Source organism: Nocardia sp. NPDC057227, assembly GCF_042669725.1.
In the GTDB taxonomy this organism is placed as follows: Bacteria; Actinomycetota; Actinomycetes; order Mycobacteriales; family Mycobacteriaceae; genus Nocardia; species Nocardia asteroides_A.
This window is the reverse complement of record NZ_JBHUXA010000002.1, coordinates 494,281-515,420: the sequence shown is the minus strand read 5'-3', so window position 1 is coordinate 515,420 and position 21,140 is coordinate 494,281. Positions and strand designations below refer to the sequence as shown.

15 protein-coding genes are annotated in these 21,140 nt (G+C 68.1%); all 15 read right to left on the bottom strand.

What is annotated here, in order from left to right; genetic code table 11:
- Positions 1–33: 33 nt before the first annotated feature.
- The 15 genes from ACFUJ1_RS05795 to rplJ all read right to left on the bottom strand — a co-directional run bounded on the left by ACFUJ1_RS05795 (position 34) and on the right by rplJ (position 20,716).
- Entirely contained in the window at positions 34–3,987 is a 3,954-nt protein-coding gene (locus ACFUJ1_RS05795) for a DNA-directed RNA polymerase subunit beta' (protein WP_378642906.1), read from the bottom strand.
- Between the two features lie 98 nt (positions 3,988–4,085).
- Entirely contained in the window at positions 4,086–7,595 is a 3,510-nt protein-coding gene (locus tag ACFUJ1_RS05790; protein WP_378642903.1) for a DNA-directed RNA polymerase subunit beta, read from the bottom strand.
- A 419-nt stretch (positions 7,596–8,014) separates the two neighbouring features.
- Positions 8,015–8,821 carry a hypothetical protein gene (locus tag ACFUJ1_RS05785; RefSeq protein WP_378642900.1) on the bottom strand — a complete coding sequence of 269 codons (807 nt, stop codon included), beginning with the start codon at positions 8,819–8,821 and terminating at the stop codon, positions 8,015–8,017.
- 10 nt (positions 8,822–8,831) lie between these two features.
- Positions 8,832–9,518 carry a hypothetical protein gene (locus ACFUJ1_RS05780; protein WP_378642897.1) on the bottom strand — a complete coding sequence of 229 codons (687 nt, stop codon included), beginning with the start codon at positions 9,516–9,518 and terminating at the stop codon, positions 8,832–8,834.
- A gap of 31 nt (positions 9,519–9,549) precedes the next feature.
- Positions 9,550–10,791: an MCE family protein gene (locus ACFUJ1_RS05775; protein WP_378642894.1), complete on the bottom strand. Its 1,242-nt coding sequence runs from the start codon at positions 10,789–10,791 to the stop codon at positions 9,550–9,552.
- Positions 10,788–12,032 carry an MCE family protein gene (locus ACFUJ1_RS05770; RefSeq protein WP_378642891.1) on the bottom strand — a complete coding sequence of 415 codons (1,245 nt, stop codon included), beginning with the start codon at positions 12,030–12,032 and terminating at the stop codon, positions 10,788–10,790. Before ACFUJ1_RS05770 ends, ACFUJ1_RS05775 begins: the two co-directional genes overlap by 4 nt.
- Positions 12,029–13,261 carry an MCE family protein gene (locus ACFUJ1_RS05765; RefSeq protein ID WP_378642888.1) on the bottom strand — a complete coding sequence of 411 codons (1,233 nt, stop codon included), beginning with the start codon at positions 13,259–13,261 and terminating at the stop codon, positions 12,029–12,031. Before ACFUJ1_RS05765 ends, ACFUJ1_RS05770 begins: the two co-directional genes overlap by 4 nt.
- Position 13,262: 1 nt before the next feature.
- Complete coding sequence (locus ACFUJ1_RS05760) at positions 13,263–14,273, bottom strand: MCE family protein (protein WP_378642885.1); 1,011 nt, start codon at positions 14,271–14,273, stop codon at positions 13,263–13,265.
- Positions 14,273–15,346, bottom strand: a complete 1,074-nt coding sequence (locus ACFUJ1_RS05755; protein ID WP_378642882.1) for an MCE family protein — start codon at positions 15,344–15,346, stop codon at positions 14,273–14,275. The genes ACFUJ1_RS05760 and ACFUJ1_RS05755 overlap by 1 nt, the downstream gene beginning before the upstream one ends.
- On the bottom strand, positions 15,343–16,692 hold the full coding sequence (locus ACFUJ1_RS05750) for an MCE family protein (RefSeq protein ID WP_378642881.1): 1,350 nt from the start codon (positions 16,690–16,692) through the stop codon (positions 15,343–15,345). The genes ACFUJ1_RS05755 and ACFUJ1_RS05750 overlap by 4 nt, the downstream gene beginning before the upstream one ends.
- On the bottom strand, positions 16,689–17,555 hold the full coding sequence (locus ACFUJ1_RS05745) for an ABC transporter permease (protein WP_233020672.1): 867 nt from the start codon (positions 17,553–17,555) through the stop codon (positions 16,689–16,691). The genes ACFUJ1_RS05750 and ACFUJ1_RS05745 overlap by 4 nt, the downstream gene beginning before the upstream one ends.
- 3 nt (positions 17,556–17,558) lie before the next feature.
- Positions 17,559–18,278, bottom strand: coding sequence for an MlaE family ABC transporter permease (locus ACFUJ1_RS05740; RefSeq protein WP_378613797.1), 720 nt, complete (start codon positions 18,276–18,278; stop codon positions 17,559–17,561).
- Between the two features lie 86 nt (positions 18,279–18,364).
- Entirely contained in the window at positions 18,365–19,453 is a 1,089-nt protein-coding gene (locus tag ACFUJ1_RS05735) for an ABC transporter ATP-binding protein (RefSeq protein ID WP_378642877.1), read from the bottom strand.
- Positions 19,454–19,705: 252 nt separating this feature from the next.
- Positions 19,706–20,083 carry a 50S ribosomal protein L7/L12 gene (gene rplL, locus ACFUJ1_RS05730; protein ID WP_378642874.1) on the bottom strand — a complete coding sequence of 126 codons (378 nt, stop codon included), beginning with the start codon at positions 20,081–20,083 and terminating at the stop codon, positions 19,706–19,708.
- A gap of 54 nt (positions 20,084–20,137) precedes the next feature.
- Positions 20,138–20,716 carry a 50S ribosomal protein L10 gene (gene rplJ, locus ACFUJ1_RS05725; protein WP_378642872.1) on the bottom strand — a complete coding sequence of 193 codons (579 nt, stop codon included), beginning with the start codon at positions 20,714–20,716 and terminating at the stop codon, positions 20,138–20,140.
- Positions 20,717–21,140 lie beyond the last annotated feature (424 nt).

Sequence of the window (21,140 nt, the reverse complement as noted above, 5' to 3'; positions counted from 1 at the left end):
CGGATCGGGGGCCGAATGCGTTGCTACAGAGGACTACCGGTAGTCGCTGAACCCGTAGTCGTCCAGCGGAACCGCGGCACCGGTGCTCTGACCGAAGCCATCCGGGCTGTAGTAGGTGTCGTCGTAGGACGGCACCGCGTACGCCGCGGCACGCGCCTCCTCGGTCGGCTGCACCTGGATGTTCCGGTACCGGTTGATGCCGGTTCCGGCCGGGATCAGCTTGCCGATGATCACGTTCTCCTTGAGCCCGATGAGCTTGTCGGAGCGGCAGTTGATGGCCGCGTCCGTGAGCACCCGGGTGGTCTCCTGGAAGGAGGCCGCGGAGAGCCACGAGTCGGTGGCGAGCGACGCCTTGGTGATACCCATCAGCACGGGACGGCCTGCCGCGGGCTCGGCGCCCTCGGCGACGACGCGGCGGTTGGCCGCCTCGAACTCGGCGCGCTCGGTGAGCGAGCCGGGCAGGAACTCGGTCGCGCCCGAATCGATGATCGTGACGCGCCGCAGCATCTGCCGCACGATGACCTCGATGTGCTTGTCGTGGATGGACACACCCTGCGAGCGGTAGACCTCCTGGACCTCGTGCACCAGGTGCACCTGGACCTGACGGGGGCCCATGATCCGCAGCACCTCGTGCGGATCCGCCGCGCCCTCCAGCAGCTGCTGGCCGACCTCGACGTGGTCACCGTCGGAGAGCAGCCGCTCGCTGCCGTCGTCGTGCTTGAAGACGCGCAGCCGCTGCCGCTTCGACAGCTTGTCGTACACGACCTCTTCGCTCCCGTCGTCCGGGATGATCGTGATCTTGTAGAAGCGGTCGTCGTCCTCCAGCCGGACCCGGCCGGAGGTCTCCGCGATCGGCGCCTTGCCCTTGGGCACGCGCGCCTCGAACAGCTCCTGCACGCGGGGCAGACCACCGGTGATGTCGTCGCCGGCGACGCCACCCTGGTGGAAGGTGCGCATGGTGAGCTGGGTGCCCGGCTCACCGATGGACTGCGCGGCCACGATGCCGACGGCCTCGCCGATGTCGACCAGCTTGCCGGTCGCCATCGAGCGGCCGTAGCAGGTCGCGCAGACGCCGGTGCCGGTGGTGCAGGTCAGCACGGAGCGGACCTTCACCTCGGTGATACCCGCGTCGAGCAGCGCCTCCAGGGCCGGGTCGCCGAGATCGGCGCCCTTGGCCACGACCACGTTGCCCTTGGCGTCCAGCGCGTCGGACGCGAGCGTCCGGGCGTAGGTCGAGGTCTCGACGTGCGCGTCCCGGATCAGCGAGCCGTCCGGCTGCTTCTCCGCGATCGGCACCACGATGCCGCGCTCGGTGCCGCAGTCGTGCTCGCGCACGATGACGTCCTGCGAGACGTCGACCAGACGACGGGTCAGGTAGCCCGAGTCGGCGGTGCGCAGCGCGGTGTCGGCCAGACCCTTGCGGGCACCGTGCGTATTGATGAAGTACTCCAGCACGGTCAACCCCTCGCGGAACGAGGACTTGATCGGGCGCGGGATGAACTCACCCTTCGGGTTGGTCACCAGGCCCTTCATGCCGGCCAGGGTCCTGGTCTGGGTGAAGTTACCGGTGGCGCCCGAGTCGACGATCGTGATGATCGGGTTGTCCGGCGGGTAGTGCGCGCGCAGCGCCCTACCGACCTCCTCGGTCGCCTCCTGCCAGATCTTCACCAGGGCGTTGTTGCGCTCCTGGTGATCGAGCGCACCGCGCTGGTACTTCTTCTCGATCTGGTCGGACTGCGCCTCGTAGCGCTCCATGATCTCCGCCTTCTCCGGCGGAACGAGCACGTCCGACATGGAGACGGTGACCCCGGAGCGGGTGGCCCAGTAGAACCCGGTGTCCTTGAGCTTGTCGACGGTCTGCGCGACCACGATCATCGGGTAGCGCTCGGCGAGATCGTTGATGATCGTCGCCTGCCGCTTCTTCGGCATCTGCTCGTTGATGAACGCGTAGTCCGCCGGGAGCAGGTCGTTGAAGATGACCCGGCCCAGCGTGGTCTCCAGCGTCCACGCGTCGCCGCGATTCCAGCCGTCCGGGAACCGCTCGGCCTCGATCTCGCGCGGCGGCCGCTGGTCGGTGAGCCGCACCTTGATCAGCGAACGCACGGTCAGCTCACCGCGGTCCACCGCCATCTGCGCCTCGGCGGGCGAGGAGTACACGCCGTACTCCGGCCCATCCGCCGTGGCGGCCCGGTACTGACCCTTGGCATCCTCTTCCAGCCGGGTCAGGTAGAACAGGCCGGTCACCATGTCCAGACGCGGCATGGCGAGCGGGCGGCCCGACGCGGGCGACAGGATGTTGTTCGAGGAGAGCATCAGGATGCGCGCCTCGGCCTGCGCCTCCGCGGAGAGCGGGAGGTGCACGGCCATCTGGTCACCGTCGAAGTCGGCGTTGAACGCCTCACAGACCAGCGGGTGCAGCTGGATGGCCTTGCCCTCCACCAGCTGCGGCTCGAAGGCCTGGATTCCCAGACGGTGCAGCGTCGGTGCCCTATTGAGCAGCACCGGGTGCTCGGCGATGACCTCTTCGAGGACGTCCCACACCTGCGGCCGCTGCCGCTCCACCATCCGCTTCGCGGACTTGATGTTCTGCGCGTGGTTCAGGTCGACCAGCCGCTTCATCACGAACGGCTTGAACAGCTCGAGCGCCATCAGCTTGGGCAGGCCGCACTGGTGCAGCTTGAGCTGCGGGCCGACGACGATCACGGACCGGCCCGAGTAGTCGACGCGCTTGCCGAGCAGGTTCTGGCGGAACCGGCCCTGCTTGCCCTTGAGCAGGTCGGAGAGCGACTTGAGCGGGCGGTTGCCCGGGCCGGTGACCGGCCTGCCGCGACGGCCGTTGTCGAACAGCGCGTCGACCGACTCCTGCAGCATCCGCTTCTCGTTGTTGACGATGATCTCGGGCGCGCCGAGATCGATCAGCCGCTTGAGGCGGTTGTTGCGGTTGATGACGCGGCGGTACAGATCGTTCAGGTCGGAGGTGGCGAACCGGCCACCGTCCAGCTGGACCATCGGGCGCAGCTCCGGCGGGATCACCGGCACCGCGTTGAGCACCATGCCCATCGGCGAGTTGCCGTTCATCTGGAACGCCGCGACGACCTTGAGTCGCTTGAGCGCGCGCAGCTTCTTCTGGCCCTTGCCGCTGCGGATGGTCTCCCGCAGGTTCTCGGCCTCGGCCGGAATGTCGAACTTCTCCATCAGCTTCTGGATGGACTCCGCGCCCATCGCGCCGGTGAAGTACTCGCCGTAGCGGTCGGTGATCTCGCGGTAGAGCAGCTCGTCGACGATGAGCTGCTTGACCGAGAGCTTGGTGAAGGTGGTCCAGATCTCGTCCAGCCGGTCCAGCTCGCGCTGGGCCCGGTCGCGGAGCTGGCGCATCTCGCGCTCGCCGCCGTCCTTGACCTTGCGCCGGACGTCGGACTTGGCGCCCTCGGCCTCCAGCTCGGCCAGGTCGGCCTCCAGCTTCTGTGCGCGGGCCTCGAGATCGGCGTCGCGCTGGTCGGCGACGGTCTTCTTCTCGACCTCCATCTCCGCCTCGAGCGTGGAGAGCTCGTTGTGCCTGAGCTCCTCGTCGACCCCGACGATGACGTAGGCGGCGAAGTAGATGATCTTCTCGAGATCCTTCGGCGCCAGGTCGAGCAGGTAGCCGAGGCGCGAGGGAACGCCCTTGAAGTACCAGATGTGGGTGACCGGTGCGGCCAGCTCGATGTGGCCCATCCGCTCGCGGCGCACCTTGGCGCGGGTGACCTCGACGCCACAGCGCTCACAGATGATGCCCTTGAAGCGCACGCGCTTGTACTTGCCGCAGTAGCACTCCCAGTCCCGGGTGGGACCGAAGATCTTCTCGCAGAACAAGCCATCCTTCTCCGGCTTGAGCGTGCGGTAGTTGATGGTCTCCGGCTTCTTCACCTCGCCGTACGACCACTGGCGAATGTCGTCGGCGGAAGCGAGACCGATCCGGAGTTCATCGAAGAAGTTGACGTCTAGCACGTAACTTCCTTTCCCCTGTTCGGGTCGAAATGGAGCAAAGAGTTCACTAGTGATGGAACGCGGGGCCGGGTGCCGACGTCGGCACCCGGCCGGACCGCCTAGTTCGCCAGATCGTCGACCGTGGCCGCTTCGTTCCTGGACAGGTTGATGCCCAGGTTCGCCGCGGCGCGCTCCAGATCCTCGTCCTCGCCCTCGCGCAGCTCGATCGCCGCGCCGTCGGAGGAGAGCACCTCGACGTTCAGGCAGAGCGACTGGAGCTCCTTGAGCAACACCTTGAAGGACTCCGGAATGCCCGGCTCCGGGATGTTCTCGCCCTTGACGATGGCCTCGTAGACCTTCACGCGGCCGACCACGTCGTCGGACTTGATGGTGAGCAGCTCCTGCAGCGTGTACGCCGCACCGTAGGCCTGCATGGCCCAGCACTCCATCTCACCGAAGCGCTGGCCACCGAACTGGGCCTTACCGCCGAGCGGCTGCTGGGTGATCATCGAGTACGGCCCGGTGGAGCGGGCGTGGATCTTGTCGTCCACCAGGTGGTGCAGCTTCAGGATGTACATGTAGCCGACGGCCACCGGGTACGGGAACGGCTCGCCGGAGCGGCCGTCGAAGAGCATCGACTTGCCGTTGTCGTCGACCATGCGGTCGCCGTCGCGGTTCGGCAGCGTCGAGGCCAGCAGACCGGTCAGCTCCTCCTCGCGGGCGCCGTCGAACACCGGGGTGGCGATGTTGGAGTCGCCGGGCGCCTCCCACATCTCCTCCGGCAGCGCCTTGGCCCAGTCGGGGTTGCCCTCGACCTTCCAGCCCGCCTTGCCGACCCAGCCGAGATGGGTCTCCAGGATCTGCCCGATGTTCATACGACGCGGCACACCGTGCGTGTTCAGGATGATGTCGACCGGGGTGCCGTCCGGCATGAACGGCATGTCCTCGGTCGCCAGGATCTTGCCGATGACGCCCTTGTTGCCGTGCCTGCCTGCGAGCTTGTCGCCGTCCTGGATCTTGCGCTTCTGCGCCACGTACACCCGGACCAGCTCGTTCACGCCGGGGGGCAGGTCGTCGTCGTCCTCGCGGGAGAAGACCCGGATGCCGATGACCTTGCCGGACTCGCCGTGCGGCACCTTGAGCGAGGTGTCGCGCACCTCGCGCGCCTTCTCGCCGAAGATCGCGCGGAGCAGCCGCTCCTCCGGGGTCAGCTCGGTCTCGCCCTTCGGCGTCACCTTGCCGACCAGGATGTCGCCGTCGCGCACCTCGGCACCGATGCGCACGATGCCGCGCTCGTCCAGGTCCGCGAGGACCTCGTCGGAGACGTTCGGGATGTCCCTGGTGATCTCCTCGGCACCGAGCTTGGTGTCGCGGGCGTCGATCTCGTGCTCTTCGATGTGGATCGAGGTCAGGACGTCCTGCTCCACGAGGCGCTGCGACAGGATGATCGCGTCCTCGTAGTTGTGGCCCTCCCACGGCATGATCGCGACGAGCAGGTTCTTGCCCAGCGCCATCTCGCCGTTCTCGGTGCACGGGCCGTCCGCGAGGACCTGCCCGTACTCGACCCGCTGGCCCTCGTCCACGATCGGCCGCTGGTTCGAGCAGGTGCCCTGGTTCGACCGGTTGAACTTGCGCATCCGGTAGCTCTTGCGGGTGCCGTCGTCGGCCATCACGGTGACGTAATCCGCGGAGACCTCTTCGACGACGCCGGGCTTCTCGTTGACCACGACGTCACCGGCGTCGACCGCGGCGCGCAGCTCCATTCCGGTGCCGACCAGCGGGGCCTCGGAGCGGATCAGCGGCACGGCCTGGCGCTGCATGTTCGCGCCCATCAGCGCGCGGTTGGCGTCGTCGTGCTCGAGGAACGGGATCATCGCGGTCGCGACCGACACCATCTGGCGCGGCGAGACGTCGAGGTAGGTCACGTCGGCGGGGGCGACGTACTCCATCTCCTCGTTGCCGCGCCGGGCCAGCACGCGGTTCTCCAGGAAGTTGCCGTCGAGGTCGATCGGCGAGTTCGCCTGGCCGCGGACCTCGCGGTCCTCCTCGTCGGCGGTCAGGTACTTGACCTCGTCGGTGACCCGGCCGTCGACGACCCGGCGGTACGGGGTCTCGATGAAGCCGAACGGGTTCACCCGCGCGTAGACCGAGAGCGAACCGATCAGGCCGATATTCGGGCCTTCCGGGGTCTCGATCGGGCACATCCGGCCGTAGTGCGAGGGGTGCACGTCGCGCACCTCCAGGCCGGCGCGCTCACGGGACAGACCGCCGGGGCCGAGCGCCGAGAGGCGGCGCTTGTGGGTCAGCCCGGAGAGCGGGTTGTTCTGGTCCATGAACTGCGACAGCTGGGAGGTTCCGAAGAACTCCTTGATCGCGGCGACGACCGGGCGGATGTTGATCAGGGTCTGCGGCGTGATCGCCTCGACGTCCTGGGTGGTCATCCGCTCGCGGACCACGCGCTCCATGCGGGAGAGGCCGACCCGGATCTGGTTCTGGATCAGCTCGCCGACGGTGCGCAGGCGACGGTTGCCGAAGTGGTCGATGTCGTCGACCCCGACCGGGACCTCGGCGCCGCCCGGCGCCGTCATCACCCGATCACCCGAGTGCAGCCGCACCAGGTACTCGATGGTGGTGACGATGTCTTCCTTGGTCAGCACCGACGCGGTGATCGGCTCGCCGACGTGGATGCCGAGCTTCTTGTTGATCTTGTAGCGACCGACCCGCGCCAGGTCGTAGCGCTTCTCCTTGAAGAACAGGTTCTCCAGCAGGGTCTGCGCCGACTCCTTGGTCGGCGGCTCGCCCGGGCGCAGCTTGCGGTAGATGTCCAGCAGCGCCTCGTCCTGACCGGCGGTGTTGTCCTTCTCCAGGGTCGACATCATGATCTCGGAGAAACCGAAGCGCTCGGTGATCTCCTCGGTGCTCCAGCCGAGCGCCTTCAGCAGCACGGTGACCGGCTGGCGGCGCTTGCGGTCGATGCGGACGCCGACGGTGTCGCGCTTGTCCACGTCGAACTCGAGCCACGCCCCGCGGCTCGGGATCACGCGCACGCTGTGCAGATCCTTCTCGGTGCCCTTGTCCACGGAGTGGTCGAAGTACACGCCGGGCGAGCGGACCAGCTGGGACACCACGACACGCTCGGTGCCGTTGATGACGAAGGTGCCCTTGTCGGTCATCATCGGGAAATCACCCATGAAGACCGTCTGGCTCTTGATCTCACCGGTGTTGTTGTTGATGAACTCCGCGGTCACGAAGAGTGGCGCCGCGTAGGTCATGTCCTTGTCTTTGCACTCGTCGATCGAGGCCTTGACCTCTTCGAAGCGAGGATCGGAGAAGGAGAGCGACATGGACCCGGAGAAGTCCTCGATCGGGGAGAGCTCCTCGAGCACCTCCTCGAGTCCACCGGTCAGGCCCCCGTCGCCGCGAGCGGCGGCACGTTCCCGCCATTCCGGGGTACCGACCAGCCAGGCGAATGAATCCGTCTGTAGATCGAGAAGACCGGGCACCTCGAGGGGCTCTCGGATCTTCGCGAATGACACCCGCCTCGGGGCACCGGGAATGGACCCCGCCAAAGCCTGATTCGAACCGGCGCTTGTCTGGGTGGAGACTGCCAAGATGCGTCCTTCCAGCACCTAACGCGGGCCGCGTGGTGGTCCGCGACCGTCGCTATTGTCTGCTACGAATTCCGCTGGTAGCGCCCCGAACGCGACTCGAACAGGCACCAACGGGAGCAACACCGGAAAGGTGGAACCCACGTGTGCGAATCGAGGTATGGACAGGAGGCAGCCAGCGCAACCTCCAAAGTTACACCCACGAATGCGGAGAAGTCAAAGTACCACCCCTGTGATCGTCGTCCCACCCGGCGCGCCGATGGCGCCGGGGTTCGACCGCATACCTTCCGGGCCGGCCGCGCTGGCTGCGCGTATGCCGTGACACCCGGTGGGGGGTGGTCAGCTGCCGCTGCTCAATCACTAGGGTGACGGCTGTTTCCGGCCTCGTCAAGTGGGTCCGGATGCCGAGATCGGCTGTCTTCCCTCGGTTCCGGTGCCGGTTACCTGTCGACGATCTCGGCGGCGAGCCAGCGGCCGTCCACCTTGGTCATGCGCAGCACGACCGGGCCCGCGACGCTCTGTTGCGCCGCGCCGTCCTTGGTCGCGCTCACCACGAGGTTCACCAGCAACTCGGCGCGGTCGTCGGTGAGCAGGGTGACGCCGATCGGGTCGGCGGCGGCGGTGGCGCTGGTCTGCGACTGTTTGATCGCCTCGATGGTGGTCGGGGCGAACTGGTCCAGGTCCTTCAGCATGTCGCCGGTCACCACCTGGCGAACGGCGTCCGGGTAGCCGTCGATGGCGGTCACGTCGTAGCCGTAGATGGTCTTCAGTGCGTTGTCGGCGGCGGCGCGGACCTCCTCGGTCGCGCCGGAGTCGACGAAGGCTTTGTCGTTGTCCGGGACGCCCGGACGCAGTGCTGCGATGACGGCGAAACCGGCCAGAACGGCCGCGGCGAGTAAGCAGGCGATCGGTACGCCCCAGCCACGGAGCGCAGTGGTGCTCGACGCTGCGGCGGACTTCCGCTCGCCAGCGGGCGCCGCGCTACCGGGTTCGCCGCCTGCGGCGTCTGCACCCGCCGACGCGGCTTCATTTGCCGCCTCGCCCTTATCCAGCCCGACCTTGCTCGTCGCGGACTTGCTCACAGCAGCCTCGCTCGGAGCGGGCGTGAGCGCATCCTCGCTCGCGGCGGACGGGGTCTCCGTGGACTCGCCGACGGCGGAGGGGTCCGCGGCGGGCTTCGCGGGCGAATCGGGGGCCTGGCGGCGCTTGGAGGTGACCCGGTTGACCGGGCGCTTCGGGGTGCTCATGCGCGTTCTCCTACGAACCCGGCTGCGGGGCGGGGGCGGGGGCGGGCGTCTCGGCGGGGGCACCGGGGGCGCCGGCGGCGGGCACACCGCCGCCGTCGAGCAGGACGGGCTGGCCGAGCGCGGCCACCTGCTCCACCTTCCACACACCGTCCACCTGGGTCATGTCCAGGGTCCAGGTGTAGCGGAACTGCGCCGCGGTGCTGTCCTTGCGCTGCTCACCGACCTGCAGCACGACCAGCGCCGTCGCCTTGTCCTCCTCGCTGTTCAGCGCGGTGAGCGAGGCCCCGAGCACCTTGGCATCCATCCGGACCCCGGCCTGGCTCGCCAACTGCTCGGCCTGCTGCTGGTTCTTGGTGGCCGAATCGAGAATCGCGCCGGTCATCGAGGAGCGCGCGGTGGCCAGCGACCCGGGCACGTCGTCGATGTTCATGGTGGTCATGTTGAGCGCGGCCTGCCGCGCGCCGTCCAGCGCGGAGTCGCGCGCCTCGGCGCGCGGGCCGTCGGTGAAGAACGCGGCCCGCGCCCAGCCGACCCCGAACCACAGCGCCGCGCCGAGCGACACCACGAGCAGCACGACCGCGACCGTGGTGACGGCGGTGCGCAGCCGGGAACCGGTACCTGCGGACTCGGCCCGCGGCGGATCGGCGACGACCTTCTCGGTCGAGACCTTCGGCTGCTCGGCAGGGTCGGGACTCACAGCGACAACACCTCTACCTCGTCGGATGTGGTCACCGCTTCGGGGTGACCCCCAGAAGGGTGGCCATCTGAATGGCGACCGGGCTCAGATCCAGCCTGGCCGGGTCGACCTTCGGATTGCCGTCCCACGGCTGCGGGACGTTCGGGTCGGCATACGCGGCGCGCGCACCGCCGCGCACGTTGGTCGGATTGCCGAACGGCACGGTGCACTTGGCGTCGGTGTTGAACGGGAAATCGTCGCGGGTGTCGTCGAAGTCCGGGTTCTGCGCCTTCATCTGCTCGAGGATGCGCTGCGTGCCCTCGTACCCGACGGTACAGGCTGGCGGGTTGTTGGTCTCGAGCACCAGCCCGAAGTGCGTGGTCCCGTCGCCGGGCGCGGTGGCCGAGCCGCCGATCGAGAGCCCGGGCAGCATGGCCAGGATCGGCTGCAGCACGTAGTTCTTCGGCGAGAGCGTCCGCAGCAGCAGCCGCAGGTTGGTCAGGTCGGTCGTCAGGTCCGGCCCGCTCTCCTGGATCAGCGCGCCGAGCTGCTCGCCCGCGTCGGTGCCGGTGCCGATCAGCCTGCGCACGTCCGGGTCGCTGGAGCGCAGCTGCGCGGTGAGCTGCTCCAGGCCGTCGCTGAAGGCGAGGATGCTGTCCGACTGCTCGGCCTGGGTGCCGAGCACGGTCTTGCCGTCCTCGATCAGCTGCAGCGTCTGCGGCATGGTCTCGTGGAAGGTGGTGGTGAACTTGTTCAGCGAGTCGACCAGGATCTTGAGGTCGTCGCCCTTGCCGTCGAATGCCTTGCCGAGCTCGGTGACGGTGATGTTCAGCGCCTGCAGGTCGACCGTGCGGGTGAACTCGTCCACGCTGCTCACCAGCTGCTCGACGGAGACCGGGGTGGCCGCCCCCGCGATCACCGAGCCCTCCTTCAGGAAGGGCCCGCCCGCGCTCTCCGGCTGCAGGTCGACGTACTGCTCGCCGATCGCCGAGCGGTTCGAGACGACGGCCTTGGCCGAGGCCGGGATGTCGGGCGCGGAGCTGTCGATGTCGAGCCGCATGGTGACGCCGGAGTCGGCGAGGTCGATCGCGCCGACCCGGCCGACCGGGACGCCGCGGTAGGTCACCTCGGAGCCGGGGTAGGCCCCGCCGGTCTGCTCGGACGTGACCTTCACCTCGTACTTGCCGAAGCCGAACATCTGGTCGAGCCGGATGTAGGTGGCGCCGACGTAGACGACGCCGACCACCGCGATCACCACGAAGGCGATCAGCTGGTAGCGAACCAGACGGGTCATCGCGGAACTCCCACTCCGAATTGTTCGAGGAACGAGCCGAGCGGGTTCGGGGTGCCCGGCGCGGCGGCCGCGCCGGGCAGCGGCACCGCGGCGAGGGTGGGCGGCAGCGGGATCAGCGAGACCGTCGGCCAGCCGGGGCGCGGCCCGTTGCCGTTGTAGTACGGGTTGCTCGGGTCGACGGTGATCGCGGGGCCGCGCGGCGGGATGTAGGTGGGCGCGGGCTTGCCGACGCCGAGGTTGCTCAGCGTGGTGCCGATCTGCAGGTCGACCGAGAGCCAGGTGTTCGCCGAGCCGCCGAAGGTGCTCTTCATGGCCTCGTCGGGGAACGGGTAGGTCGGGATCAGCGGCAGCGCGGTGATCAGGTCCGGCGCCGCCTTGGCCAGCTCCTGCAGCGTCGGGCGCAGCGAGTTCAGGTCGCGGATCAGGTCGTCCTTCGAGGTGTCGACCACGTCGAAGCCCGCCTGGCCGAGCCGGTCCAGCTGCTGCAGCAGCCCGATCAGCTGTGGCCGCTGCTCCTCCAGGATCCGGACGCCCTCCGGCAGCTCGTCCAGGATGCCTGCGAGCTGGTCGTTCTGCGCGGCCACCCGGGAGCTGAGGGTGTCCAGCCCGTCCAGGGCCCGCGTGATGTCGTCGACCTGCTGGTCCAACCCGGCGATCAGGGTGTTGGCCTGCTCCAGCAGCGAGCGAACGGTGTCCTCGCGGCCGTCGAGGGTCTTGTTCAGCTCGGTGATCACCGGCTGCAACTGGGCCACGCCGCCGCCGTTGAGCAGCAGCGACATCGCGCCGAGCACCTGCTCGACCTCGGTGGCGTGCCTGGTGTTGGTGACCGGGATGACCGAGTTGTCCACCAGCTTGGCCGCGTCGGCCTCCTGCGGCTTGCTCAGCTCGATGAACTTCTCGCCGAGCAGGCTGGACTGCCTGACCTCGGCGCGCGCGTTGGCGGGCAGATCGACGCCCGCGTTCACCAGGGCCCTGACATTGGCGGTCCAGCCGTCCTCGGCCAGGCTGATCTCCTCGACCCGGCCGACCGGGACGCCGTCCACCTTGACCGCGGACTGCGGCACCAGGTCGAGCACGTCGTCGAAGCGGATGTCGACGTGGTACGGGCTGTCGCCGACGTCGGCGCCGCCGGGCAGCGGAACGCTGTAGATGCCGTCCGCGGCGCACGAGCTCACCAGCAGCGCGGTCAGTCCGGCGGCCGCGGCGGCGGCCACTCCGCGAAGGCGGGTACGCGGGCTCATCGCTCGCCCTCCTGCTCGATGGGCGGCACGGTGCCGGGGACGGGGGCCTGCTGCTGGTTCTCGTTGCTGAGGATGCCGAACGGCAGGATCAGCGTCGGGGTCTGTACGCCTGCGGTGATCTGACCGGTGATGGCGGCACAGTTGTCGAGCACCGGCCGCAGCTGCCTGCCCAGCGCCTCGAACTTCGGGTCGCCCGGCATCAGCTTGGAGAGGTCGAGCAGGTTGCAGACGGCGCCGAAGGGGTCCTGCAGCTCGGGGATGTTGGCCCGCATGTCCAGGGTCCCGGACTCGCCGTTGTGGATGTTGATCAGGTTGCTCAGCGCCACCGGCAGCACCTCGACCGCGGCGGCCAGCTGGTCGCGCTGGTCGGCGAGGGTCTGGGTGAGCGTGGTGAGCTCGGCCGCGTTGTCCTGGATCAGGCCGCGGTTGGCGTCGACGAACCGGGCCACGTCGCCGAGCGCGACGGAGAGCAGTTGCAGCGCCGCGCCGAGGTTCTGCTTCTCGCCGGCCAGGAAGGTGGTGAGGTCGGCCAGCTGGCCGTTGAACTCGCGCACCTGCTGGTCGTTGCGGTTCAGCATGGCGACGAACTGCTGCAGGTTCTTCACGGTGTCGAAGATGTCGCCGCGGGAGTCGGAGAGGTAGCGCGCGGCGTGCGAGAGCTGGGTCAGGCTGTTCGCCAGCGCCTCGCCGTTGCCCGCCAGGTTGGCGGCGCCGGTGCGCACCAGGTCGTTCACCGCGCCGTCGGCGTTCGCGCCGTCCGGCCCGAGCGCCTGGGAGAGGTCGGTGATGCTGGAGTACAGCTCGTCGACCTCGACCGGGGTGACCGTGCGCTCGCGCGGGATGGTGCCGTCGCCGTCCATCTTCGGCCCGCCGCGGTAGACCGGGGTGAGCTGGATGTAGCGGTCGGCCACCACCGAAGGGGTGATCTGCGCGGCCTTGGCGTCGGCGGGCACGTCGTACCCGCTGTCCACGTGCATGACGACCTTGACCTGGTCGCCCTGCGGCTCGACCGAGTCGACCTCGCCCACCGCGACACCGAGGATGCGCACCTCGGAGCCCTCGTAGATGCCGACCGAGCGATCGAAGTACGCCGTGATCTCGGTCCGGCCGACGCGGTCGAGGACCCACCAGAGCACGCCTGCCGCGATCAGCGCGGCGACCACGACCAGTGCGATGACCGACTTCGATGCCTTCCTCGCCGACCCGGGCCGGCCAAGGGATTCGGACACGTCAGTTCCCTCCCAGTGTGCGCACCGGCGGCCGGTCGCCCGGAATCTCCGGCAGTGCGGGCGGCAGCAGGTTGACGATGACCGCGTCGAACCAGCGACCGGTGCCGAGCACGTTCGCGTAGATGTTGTAGAAGGGCGCGGCCAGCTCCAGCGTCTTGGAGATGTTCTGCTGGTTGTCGTTCAGCAGCCCGATCGCGTCCCGCAGGTTGGTGAGCGCGGGGCCGATCTGCTGCTCGTTGTCCGCGACGAGGGCGCTCAGCTCGGTGGAGAGCCGCTGCGCGCTGGTGAGCAGCTGCGCGATCGCCTGCTGGCGCAGGTTCAGCTCGGCCAGCAGCTGGCCGCCGTTGCTCAGCAGCCGCTCGAACTCGGCGTTCCGGTCGGCGAGCACCTGCGTGGTCTGCTTGGTCGCGGCGAAGAGCTTCTTCAGCTCCTCGTCCCGCTTGGCCAGCGTCTCGGAGAGCCGCGCGACGCCGTCGATCGAGCCGCGGATCTCCGGCGGCGTCGTCTCGAAGGCGTCCGAGAGCACCCGGAAGCTGGTGGCCAGCTGCGCGGTGTCGATCTGGTCGATGGTGCTCGCCGCGTCCGAGAAGGCGTCGATCACGTCGTACGGCGCCACCGTGCGGGACAGCGGAATGCGCTGGCCCGGGTCGGCCGGCTCGGCGCCCTTGGGGTCGAGCGCCAGGTACTTCTGGCCGAGCACCGTCTTGATCTGGATGGAGGCGGTGGTCTCGTTGCCGATCCAGGCGTCCTGGGTGCGGAACTCGACCAGCACCCGGTCCTCGTCCAGCGAGACACCGGTGACCGCGCCGACCTTGACGCCGGCGATGCGCACCTCGTTGCCCGGCTTGAGCCCGGCCGCCTCGGTGAACTCCGCGGTGTAGCGGCTGGCCGCGCCGACGATCGGCAGCCGGTCGATGAAGAACACCGAGACCGTCACCAGCAGCACCAGGAACAGGCCGAGCATGCCCATGAATGCCGGGCTGCGCTTGCCGAGCAGAATCCGGTCGTCCATCAGCGGGCCTCCCCCCGGCACCGGGGCGCCGTGTTGGTGTAGATGGGCTGGTTGACCGTCGGCAGCCCGACCGGCAGGTTCAGCTGCGGCGCGTCCGCGGTGCCAGGGCCGATCACCAGGTCGATACCGCAGAGGTAGAACTGGAACCAGGAGCCGTAGCTTCCGACCCGGCCCAGCTTCTCCATCTTGACCGGCAGGTTCTCCAGCGCGGTGTTCACGTCGTCGCTGCGCTCGGTGATCGTCCCGGCGAGCTGGCTCAGCCCGGCGATCGAGCCCTGCAGCGACGGCCGGGTCGGCTCCAGCAGGTCGGCGGTGGCGTCGGTCAGCCCGGCGAGCGAGCTCACCGACTGGCCGACCGTGTTCCGCTCCTGCGAGAGCCCGGAGACCAGCGCCTCGGTGTTCACGATGAGCTGGTCGAACTGGTCGTTGCGGTCGTTCACGGTCTGCAGCACGACGTTCAGGTTGCGGACGAGGTCGCCGATGACGGCGTCCTTGTCCGCGATCTTGTTGGTCAGGCTCGCGGTGCTCGCCACCAGGTCGCGGATGGTGCCCTGCTCGCCCTGGAAGACCTGGATGATTTCGTAGGAGAGCTTGTTCACGTCCTCCGCGGTGAGCGTGCGGAACAGCGGCCGGAAGCCGTTGAAGAGCGTGGTCAGGTTGAGCGCCGCCCTGGTGTTCTCCACCGCGATGGTGTCGCCCGCGTTGAGCTTGCGGCCCTGCTCGCCCGGGCCCTGGTCGAGCGCGATGTAGCGCTGGCCGACCAGGTTCCGGTAGCGGATGGTCGCGATGGTGGAGGCGGGCAGCCAGTCCCGGTCCTGCAGCTCGAACTCGACCTCGGCCATCCGCCGGTCCACGATCGAGACCGCGGTGACCTTGCCGACCCGCACGCCGGCGATGCGCACCTCGTCCCCCGGGTTCAGCGAGGTGACGTCGGTGAAGCGGGCCTTGAAGCCGTCGCCGCCGCCGGTGTAGTTGGCGATCGAGAGCCCGAGGATCGTGGTGGCCATCAGGGTGACCACGATGAAGACGACGAGTTTGGTCAGCGCACCGCCGACGCCGCGCAGTGCCTTCATCGGATGCTCACCTCGCTGCCGCGGAATGCGGGCGCGCCCACCCTGGTCAGCCAGCCGGGCACCTGCTCGGGTGCCACCCCGCTCGCGGCGCCGTAGATGGCCCCGAGCTGCTGCTGCTCCAGCGGCGAGCCCGCCGTTGTCGGAATGTCGGTCGCCGGGAAGGCGCCGTACTGCGGCTCCGCGAAGTACCCGGAGTCCTGGTCACCCGGGTTCCGGCTCGGAATCGGGTAGGAGCCGTCGTTCACCGGGCCGCCCGGGTACTGCCCGGGGTCGACGCCGAGCGGGAACTCCGGCACACAGAACGGGCCGCGGTCGTCGAAGAAGCGCGGTTCGTCCTGGTTCGGGATATACCGGCCGCGCGGGTTGGTCAGCTCGATGCTGACCCGGGAGCCGGGCCTGCCGGTGCCCGGCCCGAACAGCTCGTCGATGCGCGGCTTCAGCTGCGCGAAGTTCGCCATCGCGCAGGTGAAGGTCGGCGAGTACTTGGCCAGCGTCTCCAGGGTGTGCCTGGAGTCGGCGGCCACGTCGATGATGTTGTCCCGGTTGGCGAGCAGAAAGTCCGTCGTCGTCGCCGCGGACGGGGTCAGCACCTGGAAGAGCACGTCGATGTCGGTGCGGCGCTGCACGATCGTCGCGTTGGTGGTGCGCAGGTTGTCCAGCGCGGTCACCAGCTGCGCCGCCGCGTCCGAGTAGGTCGCGGCGACCTGCGCGAAGCTGCGCAGGTCCTGCTGGATGTCGGGCAGGACGCCGTTCAGGTCGCGGAAGATCGAGTCCAGCTTGTCCACCGACTCGCCGAGCGCGGCGCCCTGCCCGGAGAGCGCCTGCGAGAGCGCGCCGAGCGTGGCGGCCAGGTCCTGCGGCGGGATCGCCTGCAGCAGCGGGAGCAGGTTGTCGAGCAGCTTGCTGATCTCGATGGCGTTGCCCGTGGTGTCCTGCCGCAGCGTCATCCCCGAGGTGAGGTGCTGCCCGCTCGGGGCCTCCGGGACGACCAGGTCGACGTACCGCTCACCGAACAGCGTCTTCGGCAGCAGCCGCGCGGTGACGTTGGACGGGATCTGCTCGGCCTTGTCCGGATCGAGCGCGAGCGCGAGGGTGACCTCGCCGCCCGCGGTATCGCTCGACCGGACCGTGCCGACCTGCACGCCGCGCATCTTCACGTCCGCGTTGCGGGTGAGCGCGTTGCCGACGCTGTCGGTCTTCAGGTCCACGTCGACGGTGTCGACGAAGGTCTTGTTGTAGATCGCGATCGTGGACCACACGAACACCGCACACAGCACGAAAAAGATGACCCCGAGCACACGCACCCGAAGTTTCTCGGTAGCCCGCCAGGTCTGCGTCCCGCTCATCCGGCCACCCGCACCGTCGTAGTAGTGCCCCAGATAGCAAGGCTGAGGAAGAAGTCGAGCACCATCACCAGCACGATCGCGGCACGCACCGCGCGACCGACGGCCACGCCGACGCCCGCGGGCCCGCCGGTGGCGTGGAAGCCGTAGTAGCAGTGCACCAGGATGATGACGAACGCGAATATCAGGACTTTGAGGAACGAATAGAGCACGTCTTCGGGTGGCAGGAACAACCCGAAATAGTGGTCGTACGAGCCACTGGATTGCCCGTTGAACCAGACGTTGATCAACCGCGAGGCGACGAAGGTGCCGAGCAGCCCGACCACGTACAGCGGGATCACCGCGAGGAAGCCCGCGATCACCCGGGAAGTGACCAGGAACGGAACACCTGGCACCGCCATCACCTCGAGCGCGTCGATCTCCTCGGAGATCCGCATGGCGCCGAGCTGGGCGGTGAAACCACAACCCACCGTTGCCGAGAGCGCGAGCGCCGCGACCAGCGGGGCGATCTCACGGGTGTTGATGTAGGCGGTCAGGAAGCCGGTGAGCACCGAGCTGCCGAGCGCGTCCAGCGCCTTGAAGCCCTGCAGGCCGACGACGACGCCGACCGAGCCGGACATGAAGACGATCACGCCGATGGTGCCGCCGATCACCGCGAGCGCACCGCTGCCGAAGGTGACCTCGGCCAGCAGCCGCATCACTTCCTTGCGGTAGTGCACCGCGGTCTTCGGAATCCACGCGATAGCGCGCGAATAGAACGACATCTGTTCGCCGGCGCGGTCGATCACGTTCAGCGGAACGCGCGCGATTTCCCCTGCCCGGCGGCTGGCCTTCGCGAGAACCGGGGGGCGATAGTGAGTTGCCATCGATCAGGTGCCTTTGGCGGGAATGATCTGGAGGTACACGAGGGTGAGAACCAAATTCACGAAGAACAGAACCAAGAACGTGATGACCACGGATTGATTCACCGCCTCACCGACTCCTTTCGGACCGCCCTTGGGGTGCAGGCCCTTGTACGCCGCGATCACTCCGGCGAGCAGGCCGAATATCGCGGCCTTGATCTCACCGATCCAGAGATCGGGTAGCTGAGCGAGCGCCGAGAACGACGCCAGGTAGGCACCGGGGGTGCCGCCCTGCAGCAGGACGTTGAAGAAGTAGCCGCCTGCGATGCCGACGACCGAGACCAGTCCGTTGAGCAGCAGCGCCACGAGCGTCATCCCGAGCACCCGGGGAACCACGAGCTTCTGGATCGGATCGACGCCGAGCACCTCGAGCGCGTCGATCTCCTCACGGATGGTGCGCGAGCCGAGATCGGCCGCGACCGCCGACCCGGCGGCGCCCGCGATGATCAACGCGGTCACCACCGGAGCGGCCTGCTGGACCGTAGCCAGCACACTGGTCGCGCCGGTGAACGACTCGGCGCCCAACTGCTTGATGAGCGAGCCGGTCTGCAACGCCACCACAGCACCGAAGGGAATCGCGACGAGGGCGCTCGGCAGGATCGAAACACTGGCGATGAACCAGGACTGTTCGATGAAATCCCGCCATTGGAAAGGGCGCCGGAACGTCTTGCGAAACACGTCGAGCATCAGGGCGAAAATATTGCCGGCCTGTGCAAAGCCGGACTCGACCGGAGCCCGCAATCGCGACAGGGAAGAATCCACGATGGCGTATGTTACCCGTCGGTTCGGCTCTGGCGGACAGTGGTGTCATATGACTGGCCACGGAATCTTTCGGTATCCGCTGTGCTGTATGCCATAACCTGCGTGTCGTTGCTCTGGTCGAGCGATTCGCGGATGGCGGATTGGGCGGCATGCGGCAGCGTGTGCATGATCTCGCGCACCCGCTCCTGCCGCCGCAGCACACCCTGACGCACCGGCATGCCGGGGGTAGCCCGCATCTGCGGAATGATCCCCTCGACCTCCTCGGCGCCACCGTGGTGGTGCCCGGCGTCCACGAGCGCCTGCTCGCGCGCCATCTGGGTCTCGTCCTTCTCCTCCGACATCCCGATCGGCCCGATCATGCGGCCGTTCAGGAACTGCTTCACCACCGGCTCCTCGGAGGTGAGCAGCACCTCGCGCGGACCGAACATCACCAGCTGACGGCGGAACAGCATCCCGATGTTGTCCGGAACCGACCGCGCCAGGTTGATGTTGTGCGTGACGATCAGAATCGTCGCGTCGATCTGCGCGTTGATGTCGATCAGCAACTGCGACAGATACGAGGTACGCACCGGATCCAGGCCCGAGTCCGGCTCGTCGACCAGGATGATCTGCGGGTCGAGCACCAGCGCGCGAGCCAGCCCGGCACGCTTGCGCATACCACCGGAGATCTCACCGGGCAGCTTGCCCTCGGCCCCGATCAGACCGGTCAGCTCCAGCTTCTCCATCACGATCTGCCGGATCTCGGACTCCGACTTCTTCGTGTGCTCCCGCAGCGGGAACGCCACATTGTCGAACAGGTTCATCGACCCGAACAGCGCGCCGTCCTGGAACAGCACCCCGAACAGCTTCCTGATCTCGTAGAGCTGCTTGTTCGAGCAGGTGGTGATATCCACCCCGTCGATGAAGATCGACCCGCGCTCCGGGCGCAACAGCCCGATCAGCGACTTCAGGAACACCGACTTGCCCGTGCCCGAGGGGCCGAGCAGCGCGCTGACCTCACCGGAGGGCAGCGTCAGCGAAACATCCTGCCAAATCCGCTGCGAGCCGAAGGACTTGGTAACTCCCTCGGTCCTGACCTCGACGCCCACGCGTACCTCCACACAGTTTCCGGCGAACGGTCCACTGTGGGAGCCGGCGAAGAGCGCCGGTGCGTCACATCACAGTGGGTCGGGCCACTGTATCCCATGCTTCCGACCGGGCACACCCCTACCTGACTCGCGAGTAACCCTTGTCGTCGCCGATATCCGCGCAGGTAGGCGCAGGACAGGCCGAAAAAGCCGAACGGGCGGTTCCCTCCAGGGGAACCACCCGCTCGCGTGTCCTCCGCCGATTGGGGGCGGAAAAAGACCGTCTTACTTGACCGACACCTTGGCGCCGGCGCCTTCCAGCTTCTCCTTGGCGGCCTCGGCGGCAGCCTTGTCGACCTTCTCCAGGATGGCCTTCGGCGCGCTCTCGACGAGGTCCTTGGCCTCCTTCAGCCCCAGGCCGGAGACGATCTCGCGGACCACCTTGATGACCTGGATCTTCTTGTCGCCCGCGCCCTCGAGGACGACGTCGAACTCGTCCTGCTCGGCCTCGGCCTCGGCCGGGGCGGCAGCCGCGGCACCCGCGACGGCGATCGGGGCGGCGGCGGTGACCTCGAACTTCTCCTCGAACTTCTTCACGAAGTCGGAGAGCTCGAGCAGGGTCATGTTGCCGAAGGTCTCGAGCAGCTCGTCAACGTTGGCCATTGTGGTTCCTTTCGAAGTATGTGGTGTGGACGTGGGTGGCAGCCACCCGGCGGATCACTCCGCGGTCTCGGCCTCGGGCTCGGCCGCGGCGGGTGCGGCAGCGCCCGCAGCGCCTTCTTCGGAGCGCTTCTTCTCCTCCAGCGCGGCGGCCAGGCGGGCCACCTGCGAAGCGGGAGCGGCGAAGAGCCCGGCGGCCTTGGCCAGGTTGCCCTTGAGCGCGCCTGCCAGCTTGGCCAGCAGCACCTCGCGGGACTCCAGGTCGGCGATCCGCTCGACCTCGGACACGGACAGCGGCGCGCCGTCCATGTACCCGCCCTTGATGACGAGGGCCTTGTTGTCCTTCGCGAACGCCTTCAGCGCCTTCGCCGCCTCGACCGGCTCACCGGTGACGAAGGTGATGGCGGTGGGGCCGACGAACAGCTCGTCCAGGCCTTGCACGCCCGCTTCCGCAGCGGCGCGCTTGACCAGGGTGTTCTTGGCGACGGAGTAGGTGGCCTCGGAACCGAGGGCCCGGCGCAGCTCGGTCAGCTTGCCGACCGAAAGACCACGGTATTCCGTGATCACGGTGGCGGTCGAGCTCCGGAACTGCTCCGTGATCTCCGCGACCGCGGTGATCTTCTCGGCATTCGCCATACTTCGCCTCCTCTCTCGATGGTCGGTACGTGACGTACCACCGAACGAAAGGGCCGGCGAAAGAATTAGCGCCCCGGACGCAGAGCGTTCCGGGGCGCACAGGAAACACCGTGCCGGACACTGCCCGGCGAACGGAATCCCGACCTCGGCTCTCCCTGCGTGGGCCGCCGGCACTCTGGCCGGACCTTCGACCGATTCCGTACGGAATCGACGACCAACGGTCTTCGGTAGAACGATTGGGGGTGGGTGCGAACGAGTCGCACACCGTTGTCCAGTCTACATATGTCGTGGGTAAATCCCAAAACGGCCGGAAAAGCACAGCGGCGGGGACCCCGAAAGCGGTGCCCCCCCGGCGGGGTGGGACAGGGGGGGGGCGACCCCGCCGCCGCCCCGGGGTTTGGGGTGGGGGTGGGGGGCCCCCCGG